General features: G+C 56.9%; 22 protein-coding genes. 14 read left to right on the top strand and 8 right to left on the bottom strand.

Features of this window, described 5'->3' with window-relative positions:
• Nucleotides 1-93 precede the first annotated feature (93 nt).
• The gene (locus tag EM595_RS09265) at nucleotides 94-1263 is read left to right on the top strand and encodes a methionine aminotransferase (protein WP_067430764.1); all 1170 of its coding nucleotides are present in this window, start codon (nucleotides 94-96) and stop codon (nucleotides 1261-1263) included.
• Between the two features lie 23 nt (nucleotides 1264-1286).
• Nucleotides 1287-2069 (top strand): transporter substrate-binding domain-containing protein, encoded by a 783-nt coding sequence (locus tag EM595_RS09260; RefSeq protein ID WP_067430762.1) that lies wholly within the window; start codon nucleotides 1287-1289, stop codon nucleotides 2067-2069.
• Between the two features lie 27 nt (nucleotides 2070-2096).
• Here EM595_RS09260 and pepT read toward each other — a convergent pair whose 3' ends face one another.
• Complete coding sequence (gene pepT, locus EM595_RS09255) at nucleotides 2097-3326, bottom strand: peptidase T (RefSeq protein WP_067430760.1); 1230 nt, start codon at nucleotides 3324-3326, stop codon at nucleotides 2097-2099.
• Nucleotides 3327-3455: 129 nt separating this feature from the next.
• On the opposite strand from pepT, the gene EM595_RS09250 reads away from it, so the two are divergent.
• A complete protein-coding gene (locus EM595_RS09250; RefSeq protein WP_067430758.1) occupies nucleotides 3456-5048 on the top strand; it encodes an ABC transporter substrate-binding protein in 1593 nt (530 codons plus the stop codon).
• A 102-nt stretch (nucleotides 5049-5150) separates the two neighbouring features.
• Here EM595_RS09250 and EM595_RS09245 read toward each other — a convergent pair whose 3' ends face one another.
• Complete coding sequence (locus EM595_RS09245; RefSeq protein ID WP_067430750.1) at nucleotides 5151-6071, bottom strand: LysR family transcriptional regulator; 921 nt, start codon at nucleotides 6069-6071, stop codon at nucleotides 5151-5153.
• A 150-nt stretch (nucleotides 6072-6221) separates the two neighbouring features.
• On the opposite strand from EM595_RS09245, the gene EM595_RS09240 reads away from it, so the two are divergent.
• A complete protein-coding gene (locus EM595_RS09240) occupies nucleotides 6222-7646 on the top strand; it encodes a M20 family metallopeptidase (protein WP_067430748.1) in 1425 nt (474 codons plus the stop codon).
• Nucleotides 7643-8911, top strand: a complete 1269-nt coding sequence (locus tag EM595_RS09235; protein ID WP_067430744.1) for an MFS transporter — start codon at nucleotides 7643-7645, stop codon at nucleotides 8909-8911. The genes EM595_RS09240 and EM595_RS09235 overlap by 4 nt, the downstream gene beginning before the upstream one ends.
• A gap of 40 nt (nucleotides 8912-8951) precedes the next feature.
• On the opposite strand, the gene aldA is transcribed toward EM595_RS09235, so the two are convergent.
• Complete coding sequence (gene aldA, locus EM595_RS09230; RefSeq protein ID WP_067430741.1) at nucleotides 8952-10391, bottom strand: aldehyde dehydrogenase; 1440 nt, start codon at nucleotides 10389-10391, stop codon at nucleotides 8952-8954.
• 381 nt (nucleotides 10392-10772) lie between these two features.
• On the opposite strand from aldA, the gene rhaT reads away from it, so the two are divergent.
• Nucleotides 10773-11807 (top strand): L-rhamnose/proton symporter RhaT, encoded by a 1035-nt coding sequence (rhaT, locus tag EM595_RS09225; RefSeq protein WP_067430739.1) that lies wholly within the window; start codon nucleotides 10773-10775, stop codon nucleotides 11805-11807.
• A 17-nt stretch (nucleotides 11808-11824) separates the two neighbouring features.
• Here rhaT and rhaR read toward each other — a convergent pair whose 3' ends face one another.
• Together rhaR and rhaS are read right to left on the bottom strand one after the other, a co-directional pair.
• Nucleotides 11825-12694, bottom strand: a complete 870-nt coding sequence (rhaR, locus tag EM595_RS09220; protein ID WP_067430737.1) for an HTH-type transcriptional activator RhaR — start codon at nucleotides 12692-12694, stop codon at nucleotides 11825-11827.
• Nucleotides 12695-12706: 12 nt separating this feature from the next.
• Nucleotides 12707-13531: an HTH-type transcriptional activator RhaS gene (rhaS, locus tag EM595_RS09215; protein WP_067435326.1), complete on the bottom strand. Its 825-nt coding sequence runs from the start codon at nucleotides 13529-13531 to the stop codon at nucleotides 12707-12709.
• A 283-nt stretch (nucleotides 13532-13814) separates the two neighbouring features.
• Here rhaS and rhaB point away from each other — a divergent pair, with 283 nt between their 5' ends.
• Genes rhaB through rhaM form a run of 4 tightly spaced genes read left to right on the top strand, consistent with a single transcriptional unit; the run spans nucleotide 13815 to nucleotide 17696 of the window.
• Complete coding sequence (gene rhaB, locus EM595_RS09210; RefSeq protein ID WP_067430735.1) at nucleotides 13815-15287, top strand: rhamnulokinase; 1473 nt, start codon at nucleotides 13815-13817, stop codon at nucleotides 15285-15287.
• On the top strand, nucleotides 15284-16540 hold the full coding sequence (locus EM595_RS09205) for an L-rhamnose isomerase (protein ID WP_067430732.1): 1257 nt from the start codon (nucleotides 15284-15286) through the stop codon (nucleotides 16538-16540). Before rhaB ends, EM595_RS09205 begins: the two co-directional genes overlap by 4 nt.
• 9 nt (nucleotides 16541-16549) lie before the next feature.
• A complete protein-coding gene (gene rhaD, locus EM595_RS09200; protein ID WP_067430730.1) occupies nucleotides 16550-17392 on the top strand; it encodes a rhamnulose-1-phosphate aldolase in 843 nt (280 codons plus the stop codon).
• Nucleotides 17382-17696: an L-rhamnose mutarotase gene (gene rhaM, locus EM595_RS09195; protein ID WP_067430727.1), complete on the top strand. Its 315-nt coding sequence runs from the start codon at nucleotides 17382-17384 to the stop codon at nucleotides 17694-17696. The genes rhaD and rhaM overlap by 11 nt, the downstream gene beginning before the upstream one ends.
• Before the next feature lie 13 nt (nucleotides 17697-17709).
• Here the strand turns inward: rhaM and EM595_RS09190 are convergent, their stop codons facing one another.
• Nucleotides 17710-18366, bottom strand: coding sequence for a TetR/AcrR family transcriptional regulator (locus EM595_RS09190; RefSeq protein WP_067430725.1), 657 nt, complete (start codon nucleotides 18364-18366; stop codon nucleotides 17710-17712).
• A 301-nt stretch (nucleotides 18367-18667) separates the two neighbouring features.
• On the opposite strand from EM595_RS09190, the gene bhsA reads away from it, so the two are divergent.
• Together bhsA and EM595_RS09180 are read left to right on the top strand one after the other, a co-directional pair.
• Nucleotides 18668-18925 carry a multiple stress resistance protein BhsA gene (bhsA, locus tag EM595_RS09185; protein ID WP_067430723.1) on the top strand — a complete coding sequence of 86 codons (258 nt, stop codon included), beginning with the start codon at nucleotides 18668-18670 and terminating at the stop codon, nucleotides 18923-18925.
• Between the two features lie 32 nt (nucleotides 18926-18957).
• Nucleotides 18958-19212 carry a YdgH/BhsA/McbA family protein gene (locus EM595_RS09180; RefSeq protein WP_067430720.1) on the top strand — a complete coding sequence of 85 codons (255 nt, stop codon included), beginning with the start codon at nucleotides 18958-18960 and terminating at the stop codon, nucleotides 19210-19212.
• 39 nt (nucleotides 19213-19251) lie between these two features.
• Here the strand turns inward: EM595_RS09180 and EM595_RS09175 are convergent, their stop codons facing one another.
• A complete protein-coding gene (locus tag EM595_RS09175) occupies nucleotides 19252-20436 on the bottom strand; it encodes a sugar transporter (RefSeq protein WP_067430717.1) in 1185 nt (394 codons plus the stop codon).
• Nucleotides 20437-20692: 256 nt separating this feature from the next.
• Nucleotides 20693-20950 (bottom strand): hypothetical protein, encoded by a 258-nt coding sequence (locus tag EM595_RS09170; RefSeq protein ID WP_067430714.1) that lies wholly within the window; start codon nucleotides 20948-20950, stop codon nucleotides 20693-20695.
• Between the two features lie 583 nt (nucleotides 20951-21533).
• Here EM595_RS09170 and EM595_RS09160 point away from each other — a divergent pair.
• Together EM595_RS09160 and EM595_RS09155 are read left to right on the top strand one after the other, a co-directional pair.
• Complete coding sequence (locus EM595_RS09160; RefSeq protein ID WP_067430708.1) at nucleotides 21534-22688, top strand: MFS transporter; 1155 nt, start codon at nucleotides 21534-21536, stop codon at nucleotides 22686-22688.
• Nucleotides 22689-22902: 214 nt separating this feature from the next.
• Nucleotides 22903-23382, top strand: a complete 480-nt coding sequence (locus tag EM595_RS09155) for an RrF2 family transcriptional regulator (RefSeq protein WP_067430705.1) — start codon at nucleotides 22903-22905, stop codon at nucleotides 23380-23382.
• Nucleotides 23383-23389 lie beyond the last annotated feature (7 nt).

Genomic DNA, 23389 nt, shown 5'->3' with positions numbered 1-23389 from the left:
ATTATGACAACATATCAGTTGTCGCCTCAAGCACAAGGTCGTTGAATAGCTAATCAATTTTACGCTTATCTTATGCACTCCGCGGGAGCCATTATGACCCTGTCCTCAGCCGTCGCGCCACGTTCGAAGTTACCCGACGTCGGCACCACTATTTTCAGCGTGATTGGCCAGCTCTCCGCACAGCACAACGCCATTAACCTGTCGCAGGGCGCGCCCAATTTCCCGTGCGATCCGCTGCTGGTTGAATCGGTCAGCCGCGCGATGCGCGAAGGGCATAATCAATATGCCTCGATGCTCGGTTTACCTGCGCTGCGCGAAGTGCTGGCAGAAAAGGTGCTGGGTCTGTATGGCCGTGACTACGATGCCGGCAGCGAAGTATTAATCACCGGCAGCGCCAGCCAGGGACTCTATATGGCGATTGCCGGACTGGTGCACGCCGGTGATGAGGTGATTTTCTTTGAGCCGGCGTTTGACAGTTACGCGCCGGTAGTGCGTCTGCAGGGCGCCACGCCGATCGCCCTCAAACTGCAGCAGCCCGATTTCGCCATCAACTGGGACGAGGTGCGAGCGGCAATCACGCCGCGCACGCGGATGATCATTATCAACACGCCGCACAATCCCAGTGCGCAGGTACTGAGCGATGCCGATCTGGCGCAGCTTGCCGCGCTGACCCGCCACACCGACATTGTGGTGCTCTCCGACGAAGTGTATGAGCACATTCTGTTTGATGGCCGTCGCCACTGCGGCATGGCCACCCATGCGGAACTGGCCGAGCGCAGCGTGGTGGTGTCGTCATTTGGCAAAACCTTTCACGTTACCGGCTGGCGCGTTGGCTACTGTCTGGCACCCGCCGCGCTAATGGAGGAGGTGGTTAAAGTCCATCAGTTCATGATGTTCTCCGCCGATACGCCGATGCAGGTCGGCTTTGCGGAATATCTGCGCAATCCGCACACCTGGCTGTCGCTTGGCGAATTTTATCAGCGCAAGCGCGATCTGCTGGCGCAGGCGCTGGGCGACTCGCCGTTTAGGCTGCTGCCTTCCGCCGGTTCATTCTTTATGCTCGCCAGCTACGGACATTTCAGTGACGAAAGCGACAGCGAAATGGTAAAACGTCTTATTGTCGACCACGGTGTGGCGACCATTCCGCTGTCGGCATTTTACACCGACGGCACCGATAACCGGCTGATTCGTCTCTCCTTTGCTAAAGATGACGCTACCTTACTGCTTGGGGCACAGGCGCTGTGTCAGGTACTGCCTCGTTAACCACCTTACCGCAGGGAAAATCAATGAAAAAGTTAAGTGCACTGTTTGTGGCTGTGGGTCTGTTTTCATCGGCTTCTGTTCTGGCGCAGGAGACGCTGCGTTATGGCGTGGAATCGCAGTATCCGCCGTTTGAAAGCCGTAACGCGCAGGGTGAGCTGGAAGGGTTTGATATTGAACTGGGCAATGCGATCTGCAAGGCGGCGGCGCTCTCCTGCAGCTGGGTGGAAAGCAGTTTTGATGCGCTGATCCCGGCGCTGGCGGCTAAAAAGTTTGACGCCATTAACTCAGCGATGAACATCACCGAAGCGCGGGAAAAGAGTATTGCTTTCACCAAACCGGTGTACCGCATTCCGAGCATGCTGGTGGGCAAGGCGGGTTCCGGGCTGAAACAGGCCACGGCGGAAGGCTTACAGGGTAAGAACATTGGCGTGCTGCAGGGCTCGATTCAGGAAACCTACGCGAAGAAACACTGGGAGCCAAAAGGCGTAACCGTGACTTCGTATCAGGATCAAAATCAGGTCTATAACGACATGATCGCTGGCCGTCTCGACGGCACGCTGGTGATGTCAGCCGCCGGTCAGTCTGGTTTTCTCGATAAGCCGCAGGGCAAAGGGTTCGCCTTCATCGGCAAGCCGGTAGAAGATGACAAAATCCTCGGTAGCGGCATCGGCTTTGGTCTGCGCAAGGATGACAGCGCGCTGAAGCAGCAGCTGGATACGGCAATCGACAAAGTGCAGGCGGATGGCACGCTGACCGCGCTGGCGAAGAAATATTTCCCTGGCATTGACGTCGCCACCGGCAAATAACAAAAGGGGCGAAAGCCGCCCCTTTATTCAGTCACGCGCCGCCAGCAGGCAGAGTTTCTCCGCCACTTCATAAGATTTCACAAACGAAGGCACCGGCAGGAACTCAAATTTTGAGTGAAAATTATGCGCGCCGGTGAAGAAGTTCGGCGTTAACAGGCCCTTTGCCGACAGCGCTGCGCCGTCGGTGCCGCCCCGCATGGGAATCACTTTTGGCGCGATCGCCAGCTCATCCAGCGCGGTAAACAGCAGGTCGATGGCGCGGCGATCGTCGCCGAGCGCATTACTGATATTGCTGTAGGTGTCGCTGATGCTGACCTCGACCTTACCGGTGGGATACGCAGCGGCAATGTCACTGGCAACGCGCTCAATCTGTTTTTTGCGCTCGGCAAACTGTGCCAGATCGAAATCACGCACCGAGGCTTTTAACCGCGCTTCGCTGGCGTTGGCCTGCAAGTCGTTGAACCAGGTATAGCCTTCACGGCCTTCGGTATGTTCCGGTGTCTGATAGCGGTCAAACTGACTGATAAAGTCATGGGCCATCAGCAACGGGTTAACCAGTACGCCTTTGCCCGACATCGGGTGGGCGGTGACGCCGGTAAAGACAATCTGCGCGGCAGCGGCATTGAAGTTTTCATAAACCACTTCGCCCAGTTCGCAGCAGTCGATGGTGTAGGCGAAATCGACGTTAAAGCGCGTCTCCAAATCCAGCGCTTTGGCGCCGCGCAGGCCGATCTCTTCATCGGGAACAAACGCCACCACGATGTCGCCGTGATCGCCCTGTAGCCGCTCCATCAGGGTCATCACCACGGTGACCGCCGCTTTGTTATCGGCGCCCAGTACGCTGGTGCCGTCGCTGAAAATGATCTCCTGACCTTCATAGGCGAGGATTTCCGGGTGCTGCGCGGTGCGCAACCAGATGTCCTGCTGCGGATTAAGGCAAACGTCATCGCCGTGAAAGACGATCTTCTGCGGAAAAATATCGGGCGACAGGCCAACATCAACGGTATCGATATGCGCAATAAAACCGATGCGCGGTGCGTTCGGTTTCGTCCCCGGCTTGAGGGCGGTCACGGTGGCGTGACGATCGATAACCACATTGTGCAGGCCCATGGCGTTGAGTTCATCAGCGAGCAGCTGGGCCATCTGATGCTGCTGTGGCGTGCTGGGCAGCTCGGTTGCACTGGCATCGCTCTGGCTGCTGACGGCCAGATAGCGAAAAAAACGTTGCGTAAGGGTAGCGGCAAGATTATCAGACATCATTTTTCCTTATAGATAGCACGCCAGAAATGTTCTGCGACGCGGCGATTTCATGTTATTTATTAAAAAGATGTGAATTTCATTTACCAACCGTAACGAGCGGAAGTCAAATAAAAAGCGAGGATCGGCATGAAAAAAAGAGGTCGTTTTGCCCTGGCGGCGTTGGTGCTGGCGCTGGCGGGAAGTGCATCAGCGAAAACGCTGGTCTGGTGTTCTGAAGGTTCACCGGAGAACTTCAACCCGCAGCTCTATACCTCCGGCACCAGCGTTGACGCCAGCGCCGTACCGGTGTTCAACCGGCTGGTCGATTTTAAAACCGGTACCACCGAACTGCAGCCCAGCCTGGCGGAACGCTGGGACATCAGCGCAGACGGCACGGTGTATACCTTTCATCTGCGTCAGGGCGTGAAATTCCACAGCAACAAGCTGTTTAAGCCGAGCCGCGATTTCAACGCCGACGACGTGATCTTCTCGTTTATGCGTCAGATGGACCCCAAAAATCCCTACCACAACGTCTCCAGCGGCAACTACTCCAACTTTGAAAGTCTGGAATTTGGTTCGCTGATCAAGAAAATCGAGAAAGTTGACGATCACAGCGTGCGCTTCACGCTGGCGCATGCCGAAGCGCCGTTTCTCGCCGATCTCGCCTGGTATTTTGCTTCCATCCACTCCGCTGAATATGCCGATGCGATGCTGAAGGCGGGCACGCCGGAGAAGGTCGACAGCGATCCGATCGGCACTGGGCCGTTTGAACTGGTGCAGTACCAGAAAGATTCACGCATTCTCTATCGCGCCTTTCCGCAGTACTGGCAGGGCAAAGCGAAGCTCGATCGGCTGATCTTCTCCATCACGCCCGATGCGTCGGTGCGCTACGCCAAGCTGGAGAAAAACGAATGCCAGGGCATGCCGTTCCCCAATCCTGCCGATCTGCCGCGCATGAAAGAGAACCCGGATATTAAGCTGGTACAGAAGGCGGGGCTGAACACCGGATTCCTGTCGTTTAACACGCAGAAAGCGCCGCTGGATAATGTCAAAGTGCGCCAGGCGTTGACCATGGCGATCAACAAACCGGCGATCATTGAGGCCGTGTTCAAGGGCACCGGGACGGTGGCTAAAAATATCCTGCCGCCGGGCGTCTGGAGCGCCGATCAGGCACTGAAAGATTACGACTACGATCCGGAAAAGGCCAAGGCGCTGTTAGCCGAAGCGGGCATCAAACCTGGCACCACCATTGCGCTGTGGGCGATGCCGGTGCAGCGTCCTTACAATCCCAATGCACGCCGCATGGCGGAGATGATTCAGTCAGACTGGGCCAAAGTGGGCATCAAAGCCAATATCGTGACCTATGAATGGGGCGAATACCTGAAGCGCGTGAAGAGTGGTGAACATCAGGCCGCGCTGATGGGCTGGACCACCGCAACCGGCGATCCCGATAACTTCTTTGGCCCGCTCTACAGCTGCACCTCAGCCAACGGCGGATCGAACTCATCAAAATGGTGCTATCAGCCATTTGAAAAACTGATTACCACCGCGCGCGCCGAGCAGGATCACAACAAACGTATCCAGCTCTACACCGAAGCGCAGCAGATCATGCATGACCAGGCGCCCGCGGTGATGATTGCCCATTCAACAATATTCGAACCGGTACGCAAAGAGGTTACCGGCTACGAAGTGGATCCGTTTGGGAAGCATATTTTCTATCAGGTTGATATCGCAAAATAAGCATCACGCTGTTTTGTGAGTGATTTATACGTGACAACGTCACGTTAAGTCTCCTCACGGCCCGTCGCTTCCGGCGGGCCGTTTATCGTTTACGCCACGTCATCATGCATCCTGCCACATCGGCTGGACACGCTGATTTTGTCGGGTGATCTCTTCGCAGACAAAATCAATCCACAGCGCCAGCGCTGCGCTGCGGCGGCGGCCTGTCGGCGTCTGCACCTGCAAGGTTCGCTGGCTGAGCTGGTTAATACCAATCGATTTCAGCGCCAGCCTGTCGGTCTGGTAAAGCACGGTGAACTGGCTGCACAGCGTCAGTGCGCCGGGCGTGTTGAGCAGGAAGTGCCACAGCGTGGCAAAACTGTCGCAGGTCAGCACCGGCTCGATAAAAATACCGTTCATATGGCAGGTCAGGTCAAACAGCTGGCGCACCGTCGATCCTTGCTGCGGCAGGGCCACCGGATAATGGCTGAGGTCGGCAAGGCCGATTGCCGCACCGGCCAGCGGATGCTGTTGCTGCATCGCCAGCAACACCGGGGCGGGCCAGCTGGCCACCACGTCAACGGCACGCTCCGGTTGCAGGCTGAACTGAAACGCCACGTCGCATTCACCTTCGCGAATCAGCCCTGCCACCGTGCTGCTGCTGGCAATCTGCAGGCTGAAGGTGACCGCGGGATTTTGCAGACGAAAGCGCGCCATCAGCGTCGGCAGCAGATCAAACGCCATGCCATCGGTGCAGGCGATGCGAATCAGGGCGCGGCGTACCGCATTTAACCCTTTGATTTCCGCCACTGCCAGCTCCATCTCCAGCATGTTCCTGCGGACGTGATGGGCAAAAATCTCACCCGCCTCATTCAGAATCATGCCGCGCGGATGACGTTCAAACAGCGGCGCGCCAACCTGCTGCTCAAGCCGCTGAATCTGGCGGCTGATGGCCGAAACCGCCACATAAAGTTGCTGGCTGGCGGCGCTGAGCGAGCCGGTGCTGGCGACGGCAAGAAAATAACGAATCTCCGTACTGAGCATGATGTTGCCCCCCGATGGTGCATGCCTTGAAACAGGGCACTATACCTTTGCTTTTAAAGCAACGCTTGTTTGTTTATTTGATAATTGTGGCAAAGCGATTAATTGGCTTAGATGGAGTGAAACCATTCACAGCGTGCAGGAAGAGAGCCAATGACAGCAGAACAGGTAAGTGAACAGGCTGCCGCCTGGTTTGACCGGGGTGAATTTCGTGAAGTGCTGGCGCGTCGGGTGGCGATGGCAACCGAAAGCCAGCGCAGCGATCGTCAGGCGCAACTGCGCGCCTATCTGCATCAGGAGATTGCGCCGTCGCTGGTGGAAATGGGCTTTACGCTGCACTGGCTGGAGAATGCTGAGGCAGCGCACTGCCCGTTTCTGGTGGCGCGACGCCGTGAGAATGATGCATTGCCGACGATGCTCTGTTACGGCCACGGCGACGTGGTGTTTGGCGACGATGAGAACTGGCGCAGCGGCCTGACGCCATGGCAGCTTAGCGAAGAGGGCGATCGCTGGTATGGCCGGGGCAGCGCCGATAACAAAGGGCAGCACAGCGTAAACATCGCCGCGCTGCAGCAGATTTTTCATGCGCGCGGCGGCCATCTGGGTTTTAACTGCACCTTGCTGTTCGAGATGGGCGAAGAGATCAGCTCACCAGGCCTGGCAGCGCTGTGTCAGCAGCATGGCGAGCTGCTGCAGGCCGATCTGTTCATCGCCTCTGACGGCCCGCGCGTGAATGCCGAACGACCCACGCTGTTTTTAGGCTCGCGCGGCTGCGTCAATTTCCAGCTGAGCATCAACGCGCGGGATAACGCCTGTCATTCGGGCAACTGGGGTGGCCTGCTGAGTAATCCTGCCACTCAACTGGCTAACGCTATCGCTTCGCTGGTTAATCAGCAGGGACAACTGCAGGTAACGGCGCTCAAGGCGCCGTCGGTGAGCGCGGCGGTGCGCGATATCCTGAGTGACATTATTGTGGCCGGAAATCCTGGCGATCCGCAAACCGATATAACCTGGGGAGAAGCGGGGCTCAGCCAGAGCGAGCGACTCTATGCGGCCAACACGCTGGAGGTGCTGTCCATGGTCGCCGGCAACCCGCAACGACCAATGAACGCCATTCCGCCCACGGCAACGGCGGTGTGCCAGCTGCGGTTTGTGGTCGGCACCGACTGGCAAAATCTGGTCAGTCATTTGCAGGCGCATCTGGTGGCGCACGGTTTTCCGCAGGTTGAGGTGACTTTTCTGCGCGGTTCACCGGCCACGCGCCTCGATCCCACTGACCCGTTGGTGGACTGGACGCTGGCGATCATGGCAGAGAGCAGCGGCAAAAAACCGGCGCTGTTGCCCAACCTCGGCGGCTCGCTGCCCAATGATGTGTTCGCTGATATCCTCGGTCTGCCGACGCTGTGGATCCCGCACTCCTATCCCGCCTGCGGCCAGCACGGCGTCAATGAACACATGCTGAAATCGATCGCCCGCGAAGGCCTGCTGATCATGACCCGGCTGCTGTGGCAGCTGGGCGAGCAGGGCAATGCGATTGTCGCCCGTCATCGTGCCCATCGCACGCCGGAGGCAAAATGAGCAGCCTGGTTGCCAGTGAAACGCAGATGAAGCCCAATCTGCACAAAACGCTGTTTGCCACCTGCATTGGCAACGCGCTGGAGTGGTTTGATATTGCGGTTTACGGCTTTTTTGCCAGCTATATCGCTCACGCCTTTTTTCCCACCGCCGATGCTTCGGTTTCGATGCTGCTGACCTTTGGCAGCTTTGGCGTGTCGTTTTTGATTCGGCCGCTGGGTGCCATCGTGCTCGGCGCTTACGCCGATCGCGCCGGGCGCAAAAATGCGCTGCTGCTTTCGCTCAGTTTGATGATGCTGGGCGGCGCAATGATCACCTTTATGCCTGGCTATGCCACGATTGGGCTGGCAGCACCGTTGCTGATTCTGCTGGCGCGCCTGATTCAGGGCTTTTCAGCCGGGGGCGAATTTGGCAGCTCCACTGCCTTTCTGGTGGAGCACTTTCCGGAACGCAAAGCCTTTATTGCCAGCTGGCAGTTTGCCACCCAGGGCGCCAGCACGCTGATGGCCTCGGCGTTTGGACTGGGTCTGACGCAGCTGTTAAGTGAGGCGGATATTCAGCAGTGGGGCTGGCGCATTCCCTTTGCCTTCGGCCTGCTGATTGGGCCGGTGGGCCTCTATATTCGTCGGCATGTGCAGGAGCCCGCCAGCTTTAAAAAGGCGGAGAAAAGCGCCGCGCCGCTGAAAACGCTGATCGGGCAGCAAAAAGAGCTGATGCTGCTGGCCATCGGGCTGATGGTGGTCTCTACCGCCATTAACTACATGCTGAACTATGTGCCAACCTACGCCACCAAAAATTTGCACCTCTCCAGCTCCGCGGCCTTTTCTGCCACCCTGCTGGCGGGGATTATCTTAACCGTGGTGACGCCGTTGATGGGGCTGTGGGCTGAGAAAATTGGTCGTGCGCCGCTGATGTGGGGCGCGCTCGGGCTGTTGATTCTGACCATCTATCCCGCCTTTGCGATGGTGGTAAATCACACCACGCCGCTGACCCTGATGCTGATGGTGGGCTGGCTGGCACTGCTCAAATCGGTCTATTTCTCTACCGTACCTTCGGTCATGGCCGATCTGTTTCCGATTCATACGCGCGCCAGCGGCATGGCGATCAGTTATAACGTTGCGGTCACCGTGTTTGGTGGCTTCGCGCCGCTGATTTGTACCCTGTTGATCAGCGCAACCGGTACCAGCCTGGCACCGGGCTACTATTTGATGATGGTCGCGGTATTGAGTGGCGTCGCGCTGTTCCGCAGCCGCCAACGCATGGCATAAGCCGTAACCCGCCAGCGTGATGCTGGCGGGTTGGGAAAGGTTAGCTGAACTGCAGATAGGCAACGTGGGTTTGCAGATACTCTTCCAGCCCGTGACGGCCATCGGCGCCGCCAATGCCTGACTTACGCCAGCCAGCGTGGAACCCCTGCATCGCCTCAAAGTTCTCGCGGTTGACGTAGGTTTCACCGAACTTCAGCTTGCGCAGCGCGGTCATGGCGGTATTCAGATCGCGGGTATAGATCGATGAGGTCAAACCATATTCACAGTCGTTGGCCCAGGCGATCGCCTGATCCAGCGTTTTGAAGGTGGTCACCGGCAGCACCGGCCCAAAAATCTCCTCGTGCATGATCGCCATCTCCTGACGAACGTGGCTGAGCAGCGTTGGCTGGAAGAAATAGCCGGTGCTGCCTGCACGCTGACCGCCCAGCACCACCTGCGCCCCGTCGGCTACCGCCTCAGCAACTTTTTGCTCAACGCGCTCAAGGGCGGCGGCATTGATCAGCGGCCCCATATCCAGCTGCTGTTGCTGCGCCGGATCGCCAAAAGTTACTGCGCGAAACGCCTCGGTCAGGCGCGCCATCAACGTATCGTAGATGCCCTCCTGAACATAGAGGCGCTCAACGCAGTTACAGACCTGTCCACTGTTGATCATGCGCGATGCCACAATGGCCTTTACCGCCAGATCGATATCAGCATCGTTCATCACAATGGCCGGGGCCTTGCCGCCTAATTCCAGCGACACCTTGGTGACATTCTTCGCCGCCGCTTCCATCGTGGCAATACCTGCGTTAACGCTGCCGGTGAGGCTAACCATGCCCACTTTCGGGTTGGCTGCCAGCTCCTGGCCAACCACCGGGCCGTAACCAAAGACGATATTCAACACGCCCGCGGGCAGGCCAATCGCGTCGATGATTTCAGCAAAAATTACCGCGTTCAGCGGCGTGACCTCGCTCGGTTTGATCACGATGGTATTGCCGGTAATCAGCGCTGGCGCTGCTTTACGGGCGATCAGGAAGAATGGGAAGTTCCACGGCAGAATACCGGTGGTGACGCCAATCGCTTTCTTAAACACAAAAATGTTTTCGTTGGGACGATCGCTGTTGACGATTTCGCCCTCATAGCGCCGCGCCCACTCGGCCATGTAGTCGAGATAATCGGCGGTAAACAGCACTTCGGTTTGCGCTAACCCCTGCGTTTTGCCGCCTTCGGCGACAATGGTGGCGGTGAGTTCTGCCTCACGCTGACGGATACCGTCGGCGATTTTATGCAGCCAGACGCCACGCTGAACGGCAGGCAACGCTTCCCATGCCTCCTGGGCCTGTTCAGCGGCATCAATCGCGCGCTGCACATCCTCTTTGCTGCCTTCCGGTACCTGAGCAATTAGCTGTTCGGTGGCGGGATTAATTACGTCAATCCATTTGCCGCTGCGGTGTTCGGTGAACTCACCGTTGATGTACATATTTTTCTGAATTGTTGCCATGTTAGCGTTCTCCGTAAAACAGGATGTTATAAGGCTGAGGTGAAGTAGTAACTACCGGGGAAGTTCGCTTACTCCAGCCTGAAACACCTTTTTCTGAGTGCCAGCTTTGACGCCTTAATGGCAGCAATGGCAATAATGAGCAGCCGAAGGCAACAAAATTACAAAAATCCTTGAAAATAATGCGTTTAGGCTGCATGCGGGCCAAAAAGAGGAGAAAAACAGTTTTGTGATCGCGGTCTGTGGCACCCCCTGAATATTGCCAGAGCGCTGCGGTTGCAGGCAGCCACTCAAAGGAGGCCAGGATCGGGCTCGCCGTACACTCCTTCGTATCCGGGCAGGGGCCCGGCATCCCGTTGGCCTTAACCTTACGAAGGAATAACAATGAACAGTGCCATTATCGCCGGAATCTGCTGGCATCTGGTGGGGGCCGCTAGTGCCGCCTGCTTTTATGCCCCTTTCAAACAGGTAAAAAGATGGTCGTGGGAAACCATGTGGTCGGTGGGCGGCATTACCTCCTGGCTGATTCTGCCGTGGGCGGTGAGCGCGGTGCTGTTGCCAAACTTTTGGGCTTACTACGCCTCCTTTAGCCTGTCGCAGCTGCTGCCGGTGTTTCTGTTCGGCGCCATGTGGGGCATTGGCAACATCAATTATGGTTTGACCATGCGCTATCTTGGCATGTCGATGGGCATCGGTATCGCAATCGGCGTGACGCTGGTGGTCGGCACGCTGATGACGCCGCTGCTGCAGGGGCGCTTTATGGAGCTGTTTGCCTCCACCGGCGGCCGGATGACGCTGCTCGGCGTATTTGTGGCGGTGATCGGCGTGGCCATTGTGTCGCGCGCCGGTCTGCTGAAAGAGCGGGCGCTGGGCATCAACGCCGAAGAGTTTAATCTGAAGAAAGGGCTGGTGCTGGCGGTGATGTGCGGCTTTTTCTCAGCCGGCATGTCCTTTGCCATGGATGCGGCGAAGCCGATGCATAACGCTGCAGCACAGTTGGGTATCGACCCACTGTATGTCGCGTTGCCAAGTTATGTGGTGATCATGGGCGGTGGGGCGATCGTCAACCTCGGCTACTGCTTTATCCGTCTGGCCACTAAATCATCGCTGTCGGTGAAGGCTGATTTCTCAGTGGCAAAACCGCTGCTGATCGCTAACGTGCTGTTTGCCACGCTGGGCGGCCTGATGTGGTATCTGCAGTTTTTCTTTTACGCCTGGGGCCATGCAAAAATTCCACCGCAGTATGACTTTGTCAGCTGGATGCTGCACATGAGCCTGTACGTGCTCTGCGGTGGCCTGGTTGGGCTGTTGCTGAAAGAGTGGAAATCGGCGGGCCGTCGTCCGGTTGGCGTGCTGTCGCTGGGATGTGTAGTGATTATTATTGCGGCCAATATCGTTGGGCTGGGTCTGGCAGCGTAATGCAACGGCGGTGCGCGTCAGGGCGCGCCCGCCTCGCTGATGATGGCGCTACTGGCAGGATGAAAGCGTTGCCGCCAGGCGCTGGGTGTCAGGCCGGTTTCGCGGGTAAACACCACGGAGAAATAGTTACTGTCATCAAAACCGCAGCGCGCGGCCACTTCGCCAATCAAACAGCTGCTGGTGCGCAACAGATATTTCGCCTGGCAGAGTTGCAGCTGACGAATGTAATGGCCAATGCTCATGCCGGTTTGCTGGCGAAACAGCTGCTTCAGACCGCGCTCACTGAGGCGGTTCTGCTGGCAGAACAGCGTCAGGTCAAAAGGTCGACTGCCGTGTCCCTGAATCGCCGCTACCAGCAGATCCAGCTGTTCACCTTCCGGCAAGGCCCGGCTGCCATCCGCAACATAGCGGTGACGACGCAGAATCAACGCCAGCTGCAGAAACAGCGCTTCAGCCAGCTGCACCGAAAGCCGATCGGTTTTGCGGCTCTCGCGCTCCAGCTGAACCAGCACGCCGCGCGCTAATGCCATGCCGCGGGTGGTCAGCCGCCATGATGCTGATTGATCCAGGTCACGCGGTGGCAGCAGCTCATTCCAATCAAAGCCCAGCGTAAAGCGATCCGGGCAGAACAGAATATTATCCAGCACCAGATCATTAACCGAATCGTAGCTGTGGCAGTCGCCTTCACGCAGATAAAAAATATCGCCGCAGGTGATCAGCCATGGCCGATCGTTCAGCACGTGCAGGCCATTACCACGCCAGACAATCACAATCTCCTCAAAGGCGTGCTGATGCGGCGGAAATGAGGGCTGCGGCATGCGTTCAGCCACCGCAACCGGCATGGCGGGCGAAGGAAAGTAGTCATCGCGTGACAGGATCAACGGCATCGGGCGCTCCGGTTACAGCATATGTTGCCGCTCAGCGCGGGGCGCGCAGCCAAACTCGCGTTTGAACAGGGTGGAAAAGTGGTTACTGTCGCCAAAACCGCACTGGAAGGCGATATCAGTGATGCGCGCCTCGCTGTGACGCAACAGATGACGCGCCTGCAGCAGCCGCAACCGGTTGAGGTAACGCTGTGGCGTAATGCCGGTTTGCTGTTTCATCTGGCGATGCAAGGTGCGCAGCGACAGCGAGAAACGATCCGCTAACGCCTCCCAGTCAATCTCTTCGCTGTAGTGATCGTTCAGCCAGTCGAGCAGGCGATGCAGCCGCGCTTCCTGATCGCTGCTCTGCTCATCATGGCGGCCCTGGCGCAGCAGCAGTAGCAGCTGCAAAAACAACAGCTCCTGCTGCGCCTGCTTCTCCAGCGAATAGCTCAGCGTCAGCGGCGTCATTTGCGCCACCAGCTGGCACGCCTGGCTCATCACGCGGTTGCCAATGCGCCAGTGCGAAGGGTAACGGCCATCCTGCTCCTGCGGCAGCAGATCCTGCAATCCGTTGAGAAAACGAAACGCGTCGGGGCTGCGGTAGAGCACGTTGGTCAGATAGAGATTTTCGGTCTGCTCATAGAGATGGCGATCGTGATCGCGCACAAAACAGACGCAGCCGCCGCACAGGCTCTGCGGCTGACCATTAAACACGTGAATGCCCGCGCCTTGCTCCACCAGCACGATCTCGTGGAAGTCGTGATGATGCTCGGGAAACGCATCCTGCGGTGCCCGTGGCTCGATGGTGATGGGAAAATCACCGTCGGCGAAAAAGTCTGCGCTGTGCAATATGGTCATCATTGATCCTCCTTTAACAATTCTGCAGCCTATTACGCGACCAGAGAACTTACCTTGAATTTTGAACAAGCTAAGCGCGTATTCAGGCAAAAACTTCAAGAAAGCGCTTAAAAGTGTCAGAAATGCGGGCAGCATCACAGAGGGCTGAAACCTTATTTTGTGAGCTGCTACGCATGCTTCTTTGTAACCTTGCCAACGCGTTACAGGCTCTGGCACTGCGGGCAAGGTGGCCGCACGGCTGAAACGTAGACTGATGGCATTGGAACATCAGGAAACTAAAGCCATGACAATACGCAATGTTGTAGCTGTCGATCTCGGCGCCTCCAGTGGACGGGTCATGCTAGCGCGTTATCAGCGCGACACCGGGCAGATCGCGCTGCAGGAGATTCATCGCTTTGCCAACCGGCGGGTGATGCGCGGCGAATATGACTGCTGGGATCTCGACGCGCTTGAGCAGGAGATTCGCGCCGGGCTGGCGAGGCTGGATGCGCAGGGTATCGATATCGACAGCATCGGTATCGATACCTGGGGAGTGGATGTGGTGCTGCTCGATCAGCACGGCGAGCGGGTGGGTGAAACGGTCTCGTATCGTGATGGCCGCACCCACGGCGTGATGGCGCAGGCGGAGCAGCAGTGGGGACGTGAGGCGCTGTGGCAGCGTACCGGCATTCAGTTTCTGCCGTTTAACACCCTTTGGCAGCTGCGCGCCTTCAGCCAGCGCGAACCGGCGCAGTGCGTCCGGGTCGCCCATGCGTTGATGATTCCCGATTATCTGCACTACCGCTTTACCGGGGAGATGAATTGGGAATACACCAACGCCACCACCACCCAACTGATGAATATTCAGAGCGGTGAGTGGGACGAGACGCTGCTGGCGTGGGCGGGCGCGAATAAAAGCTGGTTCGGAAAGCCGACCCAGCCGGGTAACACCGTGGGTTACTGGCAGAGTGCCAGCGGCAAAGCGGTGCCGATGATCGCCGTAGCCAGCCACGATACCGCCAGCGCGGTGATGGCCGTCCCGCTGGAGCACAGCGATACGGCATGGATCAGTTCCGGCACCTGGTCGCTGATGGGATTTGAAAGCCCGTACGCGCATACCGGCGCCGCGGCGCTGGCGGCCAACGTGACCAACGAAGGCGGTATTGAAGGGCGCTACCGCGTGCTGAAAAATATCATGGGCATGTGGCTGTTGCAGCGTATCTGCGACGAACTGCAGGTCACGGATATTACTGGTCTGGTGAGCGCCGCTGAAGCTGAGCCCGCCTGTCGCAGCCTGATCAATCCCAATGATGAACGTTTTATCAATCCCGTCAGCATGGTGCAGGCGATTCAGGATGCCTGCGCCGAACAGGGAATGCCGGTGCCACAAAGCACCGCCGCGCTGGCGCGCTGTATTTTTGACAGCCTCGCCATGCTCTATCGGCAGGTGCTGGATCAGCTAACGCAACTGCGCGGCAAACCCTTTAGCCAGCTGCACATCGTGGGCGGCGGTAGCCAGAACCATTTTCTCAATCAGCTCTGTGCCAACCACTGCAATCTGGCGGTGCAGGCGGGGCCGGTAGAGGCCTCAACGCTGGGCAACGTCGGCTGTCAGCTGATTGCCCTTGGCGAACTCGCCGATCTTCAGGCGCTGCGTCACTGCATCGCCGCTAACTTTCCCGTGCACACCGTGCAGCCTCATCCCGAGGAGCACGCTTCAACGTACTGGCAGCGTTTTCAGTCGCTCAGCCAAACCACTAAGGAACTTTGTTTATGACACGGCTTATTGAGCAGGCTTTTGATCTGGCGAAGCAGCGCTTTGCCGCCATTGGCGTCGATGTCGAAGCAGCGATGCAGCAGCTTGATACCCTTCCTGTTTCCATGCACTGCTGGCAGGGCGATGACGTGCGTGGTTTTGAAAATCCTCAAGGCACGCTGACCGGCGGCATTCAGGCCACCGGCAACTATCCGGGCAGGGCCCGTAGCGCGGAAGAGCTGCGCGCCGATCTCGATATGGCGATGTCGCTGATTCCAGGAGCCAAGCGGCTGAACCTGCATGCCATCTATCTGGACAGCGATGAGCCAGTAGATCGTGATGCCATCAAACCCGAGCATTTCAGCCGCTGGGTCAGCTGGGCGAAACAGCATCAAATTGGCCTCGATTTCAACCCAACCTGCTTCTCGCATCCGCTGAGCGCCGACGGCTTTACGCTGGCGCACGCCGACGATGCCATTCGTCAGTTTTGGATCGATCACTGCAAGGCGAGCCGCAAAATTTCTGCTTACTTTGGCGAGCAGCTCGGTACGCCATCGGTGATGAATATCTGGGTGCCGGACGGCATGAAAGATCTGACGGTAGACCGGATGGCGCCGCGTCAGCGCCTGCTGGCGGCACTGGATGAGATCATCAGCGAGAAGCTTAACCCGCAGCACCACATTGATGCGGTGGAGAGCAAACTGTTTGGCATCGGCGCCGAAAGTTACACCGTCGGCTCCAACGAGTTCTATTTCGGTTACGCCACCAGTCGCCAGACCGCGCTGACGCTGGATGCCGGGCATTTCCATCCCACGGAAACCATCTCTGACAAAATTTCCACCGCCATGCTCTATGTGCCGCGCCTGCTGTTGCACGTCAGCCGTCCGGTGCGCTGGGACAGCGATCACGTGGTGATTCTGGATGATGAAACGCAGGCGATTGCCAGCGAGATTGTGCGTCAGCAGCTGTTTGACAAAGTGCACATCGGACTCGACTTCTTTGACGCCTCGATCAACCGCATTGCTGCCTGGGTTATCGGCACGCGCAACGCCAAAAAAGCGCTGCTGCGCGCGCTGCTGGAGCCGACCGCCCAGCTGCGTCAGCTGGAAGTGCAGGGCGACTTCACCAGCCGTTTAGCGCTGCTGGAAGAGCAAAAATCGCTGCCGTGGCAGGCGGTGTGGGAAGCCTGGTGCCTGCGCCACGACGTGCCAGCGGATGCCAGTTGGTTAACCAAGGTCCGTGATTACGAACAACAGATTCTGTCTCAACGTTAAGGATTATCGATGCAAAGCATACTAACTTCGCCTTTTGTGCAGGGCATGGTCAAAGCTACCAGTGATATGTGGCTCAAAGGCTGGGACGAACGCAATGGCGGCAACGTCAGCCTGCGCCTGACGGCAGAAGAAGTGCAGCCGTGGGCCGCGGATTTTTACGCGGAACCGCGCTGTATTGAACTGAGTCAGCCTGCGCCTGCGCTGGCCAACGACTGGTTTCTGGTCACCGGCTCTGGCAAATTTTTCCGCAACGTGCAGCTGGATCCCGCTGACAGTCTGGCGCTGCTGCAGGTTGACGACAAAGGGCTCTCCTGCAAAGTGCACTGGGGGCTGAGCAACGGCGGCGTGCCGACCTCGGAGCTCGCCTCGCATTTTCAGTCACACTGCGTGCGCAAAGCGGTTACCAATGGCCAGGATCGCGTCATCATGCATTGCCATGCCACCAACTTTATGGCGCTGAGCTATGTGGTTGAGCTGGATGCTGCCCGCTTTACCCGCCTGTTATGGGAAGGCAGCACCGAGTGTCTGGTGGTCTTCCCCGATGGCGTTGGCATTCTGCCGTGGATGGTGCCGGGCACCGATGGTATCGGCGCTAAAACCGCCGAGCAGATGCGATCGCATACGCTGGTGATGTGGCCATTCCACGGCATTTTTGGTACCGGACCAACGCTGGATGAGGCGTTTGGCCTGATTGATACCGCTGAAAAAGCCTCGGAAGTGGTGGTCAAAGTGCTGTCGATGGGCGGCATGCGTCAGGGCATTACTACCGACGAGCTGATTGCGCTGGGCGAACGCTTTAACGTCAAGCCCTGGCAGGCGGCGCTGGACGTAGGGCCGGCACATGGTGCGTAAAGCCTTTGTCATGGAGGTGTTTCCGCACTGCCATGCTGAATATCAGCGGCGTCATTCGCCGATCTGGCCTGAGCTGGCGGAGACGCTGAAGGCGCATGGCGCGCACCAGTACGCTATCTATCTCGACGTCGAGCGCAGCCTGCTGTTTGCCAGCGTAGAGATTGAGTCAGAGGCGCGCTGGCAGGCGGTTGCCGAAACCGACGTGTGCCAGCGCTGGTGGGCATCGATGCGAGAGTTGATGGTGTGCAATGCCGATAACAGCCCGGTCAGTCATGAGTTAAAGCCGGTGTTCTGGCTGGAATAAACCCACGGGCCGCTTAGCGGCCCGTTTTTTGACGGCACACGCCGGACAACATCGGCCACAGCTGCATCAGGGTATCGACAATGCCGTCGAGTTCAGCCCGATCGGCACCTTCCCGTGCGCGCACCGACATCCCCTGCAACACGCAGGTCAAATAGCGCGACAGCGCCGCGGTGTCCGTGGCTTCGGCCAGTTCGCCCAACGCTTTACGCTCCTGTAAAAAGGCGTTCAGCGTCGCTTCCTGACTGCGGTGCTTTTTACGCAGCATGTCAGCAATCTCTTCTGAATCGGCCGACAGCGCCGTCGATGTACAGATAAAGAAGCAGCCCGCAGGCTTATCACGATCGGTAAAGCAGGCCGCGGTGGAGCGAAAATAGTTTTCGATACCGGTGGCAACGCCGCTCTCTTTGCATTGCAGGGTGGCATTACGCTGGGCTGAGAACATCTCCACATAGCGCTCCATCACCGCACGGAACAATCCCTCTTTATTTTCAAACTCGGCGTAGAGCGTCGGGGCTTTTGCCCCGGTCGCGGCGACCAAATCGGCCAGCGAAGTGGCTTCATACCCGTGCGCCCAAAACAGTTCCAGTGCGCGATCCAGAGCCTGTTCGCGGTCAAAAAGTTTGGGGCGACCGCGCCCTTTTTTTACTTTTGTTTCCTGCGTAACGCTCATAGATCCTCATTTGGCTGGATGGAGTGTCCAATTAAATTACCGTTCATTAATAAATTAATCAAGAGCAACCGCTGCCGCGTCAGCTGGCTTTGACGCTTTGTGCTCTGTGGGGGTTAAGCTGCCGGGGTTTGGTGATGAGATCGGCCCTACAGGCCTTGTCGTATAAGGGTTTTATTAAATTAACGGTCATTAAAAAATAATATTGACGACAGAGGGGGGAGAGGCCTATCATTTAGTTATCGATCGTTAAGTTAATAACGACGGCAACCTGATAACCCTGAAAAATTAAAGAGAGACGACCATGAAAAACGTAAAAATGATCCTTGCTACTATCGCTTTGTCTGCCGCTTCATTTGGTGCTTTTGCCGCTGATGTGGTGACCCAGGAACCGGCTCAGCAGCAGGCTATCGGTACCATTTCCGCACAGGGCGGCGCCAACCTGGGCTCGCTGGAAGCACAACTGAATGCCAAAGCGGAAGAAGCGGGCGCAAAATCGTTCCGTATTACTTCTACCAGCGGCCAGAACAACCTGCACGGCACCGCAGTCATTTATCAGTAATCGACGAGTTGAATGAAACGCGAGAGGCGATCATGAAAAGCATTCTGGTAGTGGCACTGGTTGCATTTGGCATATCACCGCTAACCGGCTTCGCAGCGCAGCAGGGTACACTCAACGAGGCGCAGCGGCCGCAGGTTATCGCGGTCAATGCCACCGGCAGTACGTCTTTGATGTCGCTGGAGAGCCAGCTATCGGGAAAGGCCAACGCGGCAGGAGCCAAATCCTACCGCATGATTTCGACCTCTGGCAGCAGCAGTCTGTATGGCACGGCAACCGTTTATAATTAAGATTGAAAGCAAAGGCTGGCGCCTGCCAGCCTGCTTCATTTATCCGTTGGTTCGCAGTTGCGGATAGCGCCGGAAAATCCACACACACCACAGCAAGCCCACCAGTCCCAGCATCGCGCCAATATTTCCCACATCTGCCATCGCCAGATGAATACTGACCTGATTACCGATCAACGCACCGGCGCCAATGCCGATGTTATAGATGCCGGAAAACAGCGACATCGCCACATCGGTTGCATCCGGCGCCAGTGACAGTACCCGCACCTGCATCGCCAGGCCAATCATCATCATCGCCATGCCCCAAATCACGCACAACGTCATGATCGCACCCGGGTGCGTGGCGGCAAAAAACAGCAAGCCCATGCACAGCACCACCAGCGCAATGGCGCTGATCAGCAGTGCAGACGGGAACTTATTGCCCAGCGTGCTGAAAATGATGCTGCCCAGAATCCCGGCGGAGCCAAACACCAGCAGCAGCAGGGTGGTGAAATTCGCGCCCTGATCCGCCACGCTTTCCATAAAGGGTTCGATATAGCTGTAGGCGGTGTAATGCGCAGTAACCACCAGCGTCACCAGGACATACAGGCTAACCAGCGCCGGTCGGCGAAACAGCATCGGCACGCTGCTCAGGGAGCCGGTGTGCTCGCTTGGCAACTTCGGCAGCAGCTTAAGCAGCATCAGCATTAACACCAGCGCGGACAGCCCAATCATGCCAAAGGTGGTGCGCCAGCCCAGCGCCTGGCCGACAATACGACCAATCGGGACGCCAAGCACCATCGCCAGCGCGGTGCCGGTGGCCAGCATGCTCAGCGCCTGGGTTTTTTTGCCCGCAGGCGCCACGCGAATAGCCAGCGAGGCGGTAATCGACCAGAACACCGCATGCGACAGCGCAATCCCAATGCGAGAGACCACCAGCGAAGCAAAGCTCCATGCAAAGGTCGATAACAGATGGCTGGCCACAAACAGGATAAACAGCAGCGCCAGCAGCAGTCGTCGCTCAACGTTGCGCGTTGCCAGCATCAGCGGCAGTGACATCAGCGCCACAACCCAGGCATAAATGGTCAGCATGATGCCAACGTCAGCGGTTTTCATGGCAAAACTGTCGGCGATATCCGAGAGCAAACCAACCGGTGCAAATTCGGTGGTATTAAAGACAAAGGCAGCCACGGCGAGCAGCACAACGCGCACCCAGGCCTTTTTACGAGAAACAGTAGATGTTTGCATGGCGTTCAATAACTTATAAGAGAAGATAGACCTTTCGCCGACGCGAAAACCCACCGGACGGAAAGTGATGTCCGTCACAATTTTGAATGAGCTTATTGTGGTCTATCAGGCAGAAAAGTAAAACAGCGGACCGAAAAAAAGGTGAGATTTTGCGGTCTGTGGCGTAAAGCTGATGCGCCGGAGAGGGGTCCGGCGCATTTTTAGCTGCGCTTCTTGCGCCTGGGTATTACGCGTAATGGCGTGAGCGACAGCGTTATCAGAATTTCGCCATCATGTTCAGGGCCGATTTATTCTGAGTTGGCAGGCTTTTTTTTACCATGATCGGGCAGCATTCATCGCAGGCCATGGCGCCCTGATAAAATTTCCGTGCCTGTTGCAGGGCGGCGTTCACGGAATAGAAGGTGCCTAAAAACTGGCGCTGGCTAATTTTTGGCAGCCACGAACAGCCTGATGCGTGGACGACGTGGTTGTCGTTATATCCAGAATTTTTGTTGACGTAATAATATTTACCCATGAAAGGTCACCTCTTTTGCTGTGTTAAGTCAAATCAAGACAATCAAGCCAAATAACTATAGCCGAGAATTTTTTATTAAAAATTAGTGGCGCTGAAAATATTAGAATAGGCGCCTCGTACCTCTTTATACCTCAAATATTCATTTATAAGCGCAGCGATAATATAGCTTTATTTATCCTGATTTGCGTTATGTCTGTATCATAACTTCTTGAAAAAATACTTCTTTAGGATAAATTGCAAAAAGGCCATTAATCATGAATATCAGATTAATCTGCCAATCGGATCTGCTGTAATGAGCTTTCAGGTGAAAATGATTATTATTGACGTCAAGCGCATTAGCCAGTGATCTGACCAGAACGGGCTGATTAAAGCACATTCAGCGCCTTTGCAGAATACACATTACCTCCGCTAAACAAATAAATTGAATTCTTTCAAATAATTTGAACTTATAATTGGTTTTCCATCAGATTATATCGTTGCTGTCAATCAGGGTTTACCCTCTGCCGGGGTTGCATTACTCTGCTGCTCTACTTTTATAGCCAGAGTCGCGATAGTGCCTGTTCACTCTGTTAAGCCCGGCCTTATGCCAATTTTCCTGCTTGGCGTGGTACAAATCCTGTCATGGGGCGGATCGTTTTATCTACTGGCGGTGATGGCCAGGCCGATTATCGCTGAAACGCACTGGTCGCAGCAGTGGGTTTACGGTGCGCTCTCCATCAGCATTTTGATTTCGGGCCTGCTGGCGCCGTTAACTGGCCGGCTGATCGCCGCAGGCCACGGACGACGACTACTGGCGGGCAGCGGCATAGTGATGGCGGCGGGGCTGGTGATGATGGGTTTCGCTCATCACTATGCGCTGTTTTTCCTGGCATGGTGCGTGATTGGCATTGGCATGGCGATGGGGCTCTACGACGCGCTGTTTTCCGTTTTAGGCACGCTCTACGGCGGCCAGGCGCGCAGCATGATTACCGGCATTACGCTGATCTCCGGCTTTTGCACCTCGCTGGTGTGGCCGGGCACGGCGGGTTTGATTCACCTTTTTGGCTGGCGTGACGCCTGCTATCTCTGTGCGCTGCTGTTGTTGATTAGCGTGATTCCCATCTATCTCTACGCGTTGCCTGCCACGTCGGCGGCAGAACGGGCAGCTCGCCCGGCGACCATAACGCGCAGCAGTTCGCTGGCTCCGCAGCTGTTCTGGCTGTTATGCGCCATTTTTACCCTCGCATCGGTGATCATGACCGCGATGTCGCTGCAGCTGATCACGCTGTTGCAGGCGAGCGGGTATTCGCTGGCCGCCGCGCTGGGCATCAGCGCCATTCTTGGGCCTTGCCAGGTTGGATCCCGTCTGGTCGACATCGCCTTTCGGCGCGGGCACCCGATCTGGACCGCCTTTTTCTCGGTAGCGCTGGTCGCCATTGGCATCATTGTGTTGGCGATCTGGCCCGGCATGGCGCTGCTCAGCATGCTGCTTTACGGTGCCGGCAATGGCCTGCGGGCGATTGTGCGCGGTACGTTGCCGCTGGCGATGGTGCCGCCGGAGGAGTATGCGCTGGTGGTAGGAAGGATGGCCCGCCCGGCACTGATCGGCCAGGCGCTGACGCCGGTGATTGGCGGTTATGTTTTCGATCGGGCAGGGGCCAGCACCACGCTCTGGCTGTTATGCCTGCTGGCCTTGATCAACGTGCTGTTAGTGCTCGGGTTGAGATACGTGTTGGTAACACGCCGTTCGCCGCAATAAATGCCGACGTGGTGACAACGTCACGCTGTATTCGCTGAGAGCCTGAAAAACAGGCGTTCAGCCAGCATGGCGGCGTCGGCAAAATGGTTATTACGTGCCCCGCACATCTGACCAGCTTCTAAAAAGCAACAGTGTTTGTTATATTTATCGCCTATGAACATTCACAGCCCCGGTGCGAAAAAGAATAAGATTCACCGCTACTCAGGAATATCAAATGCTTGATTACCGCTTCCCGACAGCTTTGCAGATGGTCTTAAGCGTAGCGATGGCGGAGCAAATGGGTAAACGCTCTACCAGCGCTATTCTCGCTTACGGCCTTGAAGCCAACCCCAGCTTGATCCGCAAGCTGATGGTGCCTTTAACCCGAGACGGCATTATTGTGTCCACGCTCGGCCGCACCGGTTCGATTCACCTGGGTCGTCCGGCTAATGAGATTACCCTGCGTGATATCTACAGCTCGGTGATTGAAGACAAAAAGCTGTGGGCGTCGCGACCGGATGTTCAGGCGCGCTGCGTGGTGAGCGCCAATACCTGCTGGTACTTCAAGGCGATCGCCGAAGAGGCGGAGCAGGCGTCGCTGGAGGTGCTGCAAAAACGCACAATCGCCGATGCGCTGCTTGAGCTGGAAAAAGGTGATACCAGCGGCTGCTTACGCGTACCGGATATCTGCGAGCAGAGCAGCGAGAAAAAATAGCCCTCAA

This window comes from Duffyella gerundensis (assembly GCF_001517405.1).
In the GTDB taxonomy this organism is placed as follows: domain Bacteria; phylum Pseudomonadota; class Gammaproteobacteria; order Enterobacterales; family Enterobacteriaceae; genus Duffyella; species Duffyella gerundensis.
Note: the sequence above shows the minus strand (reverse complement) of the source record. Positions and strands in the feature narration are given on the sequence as shown.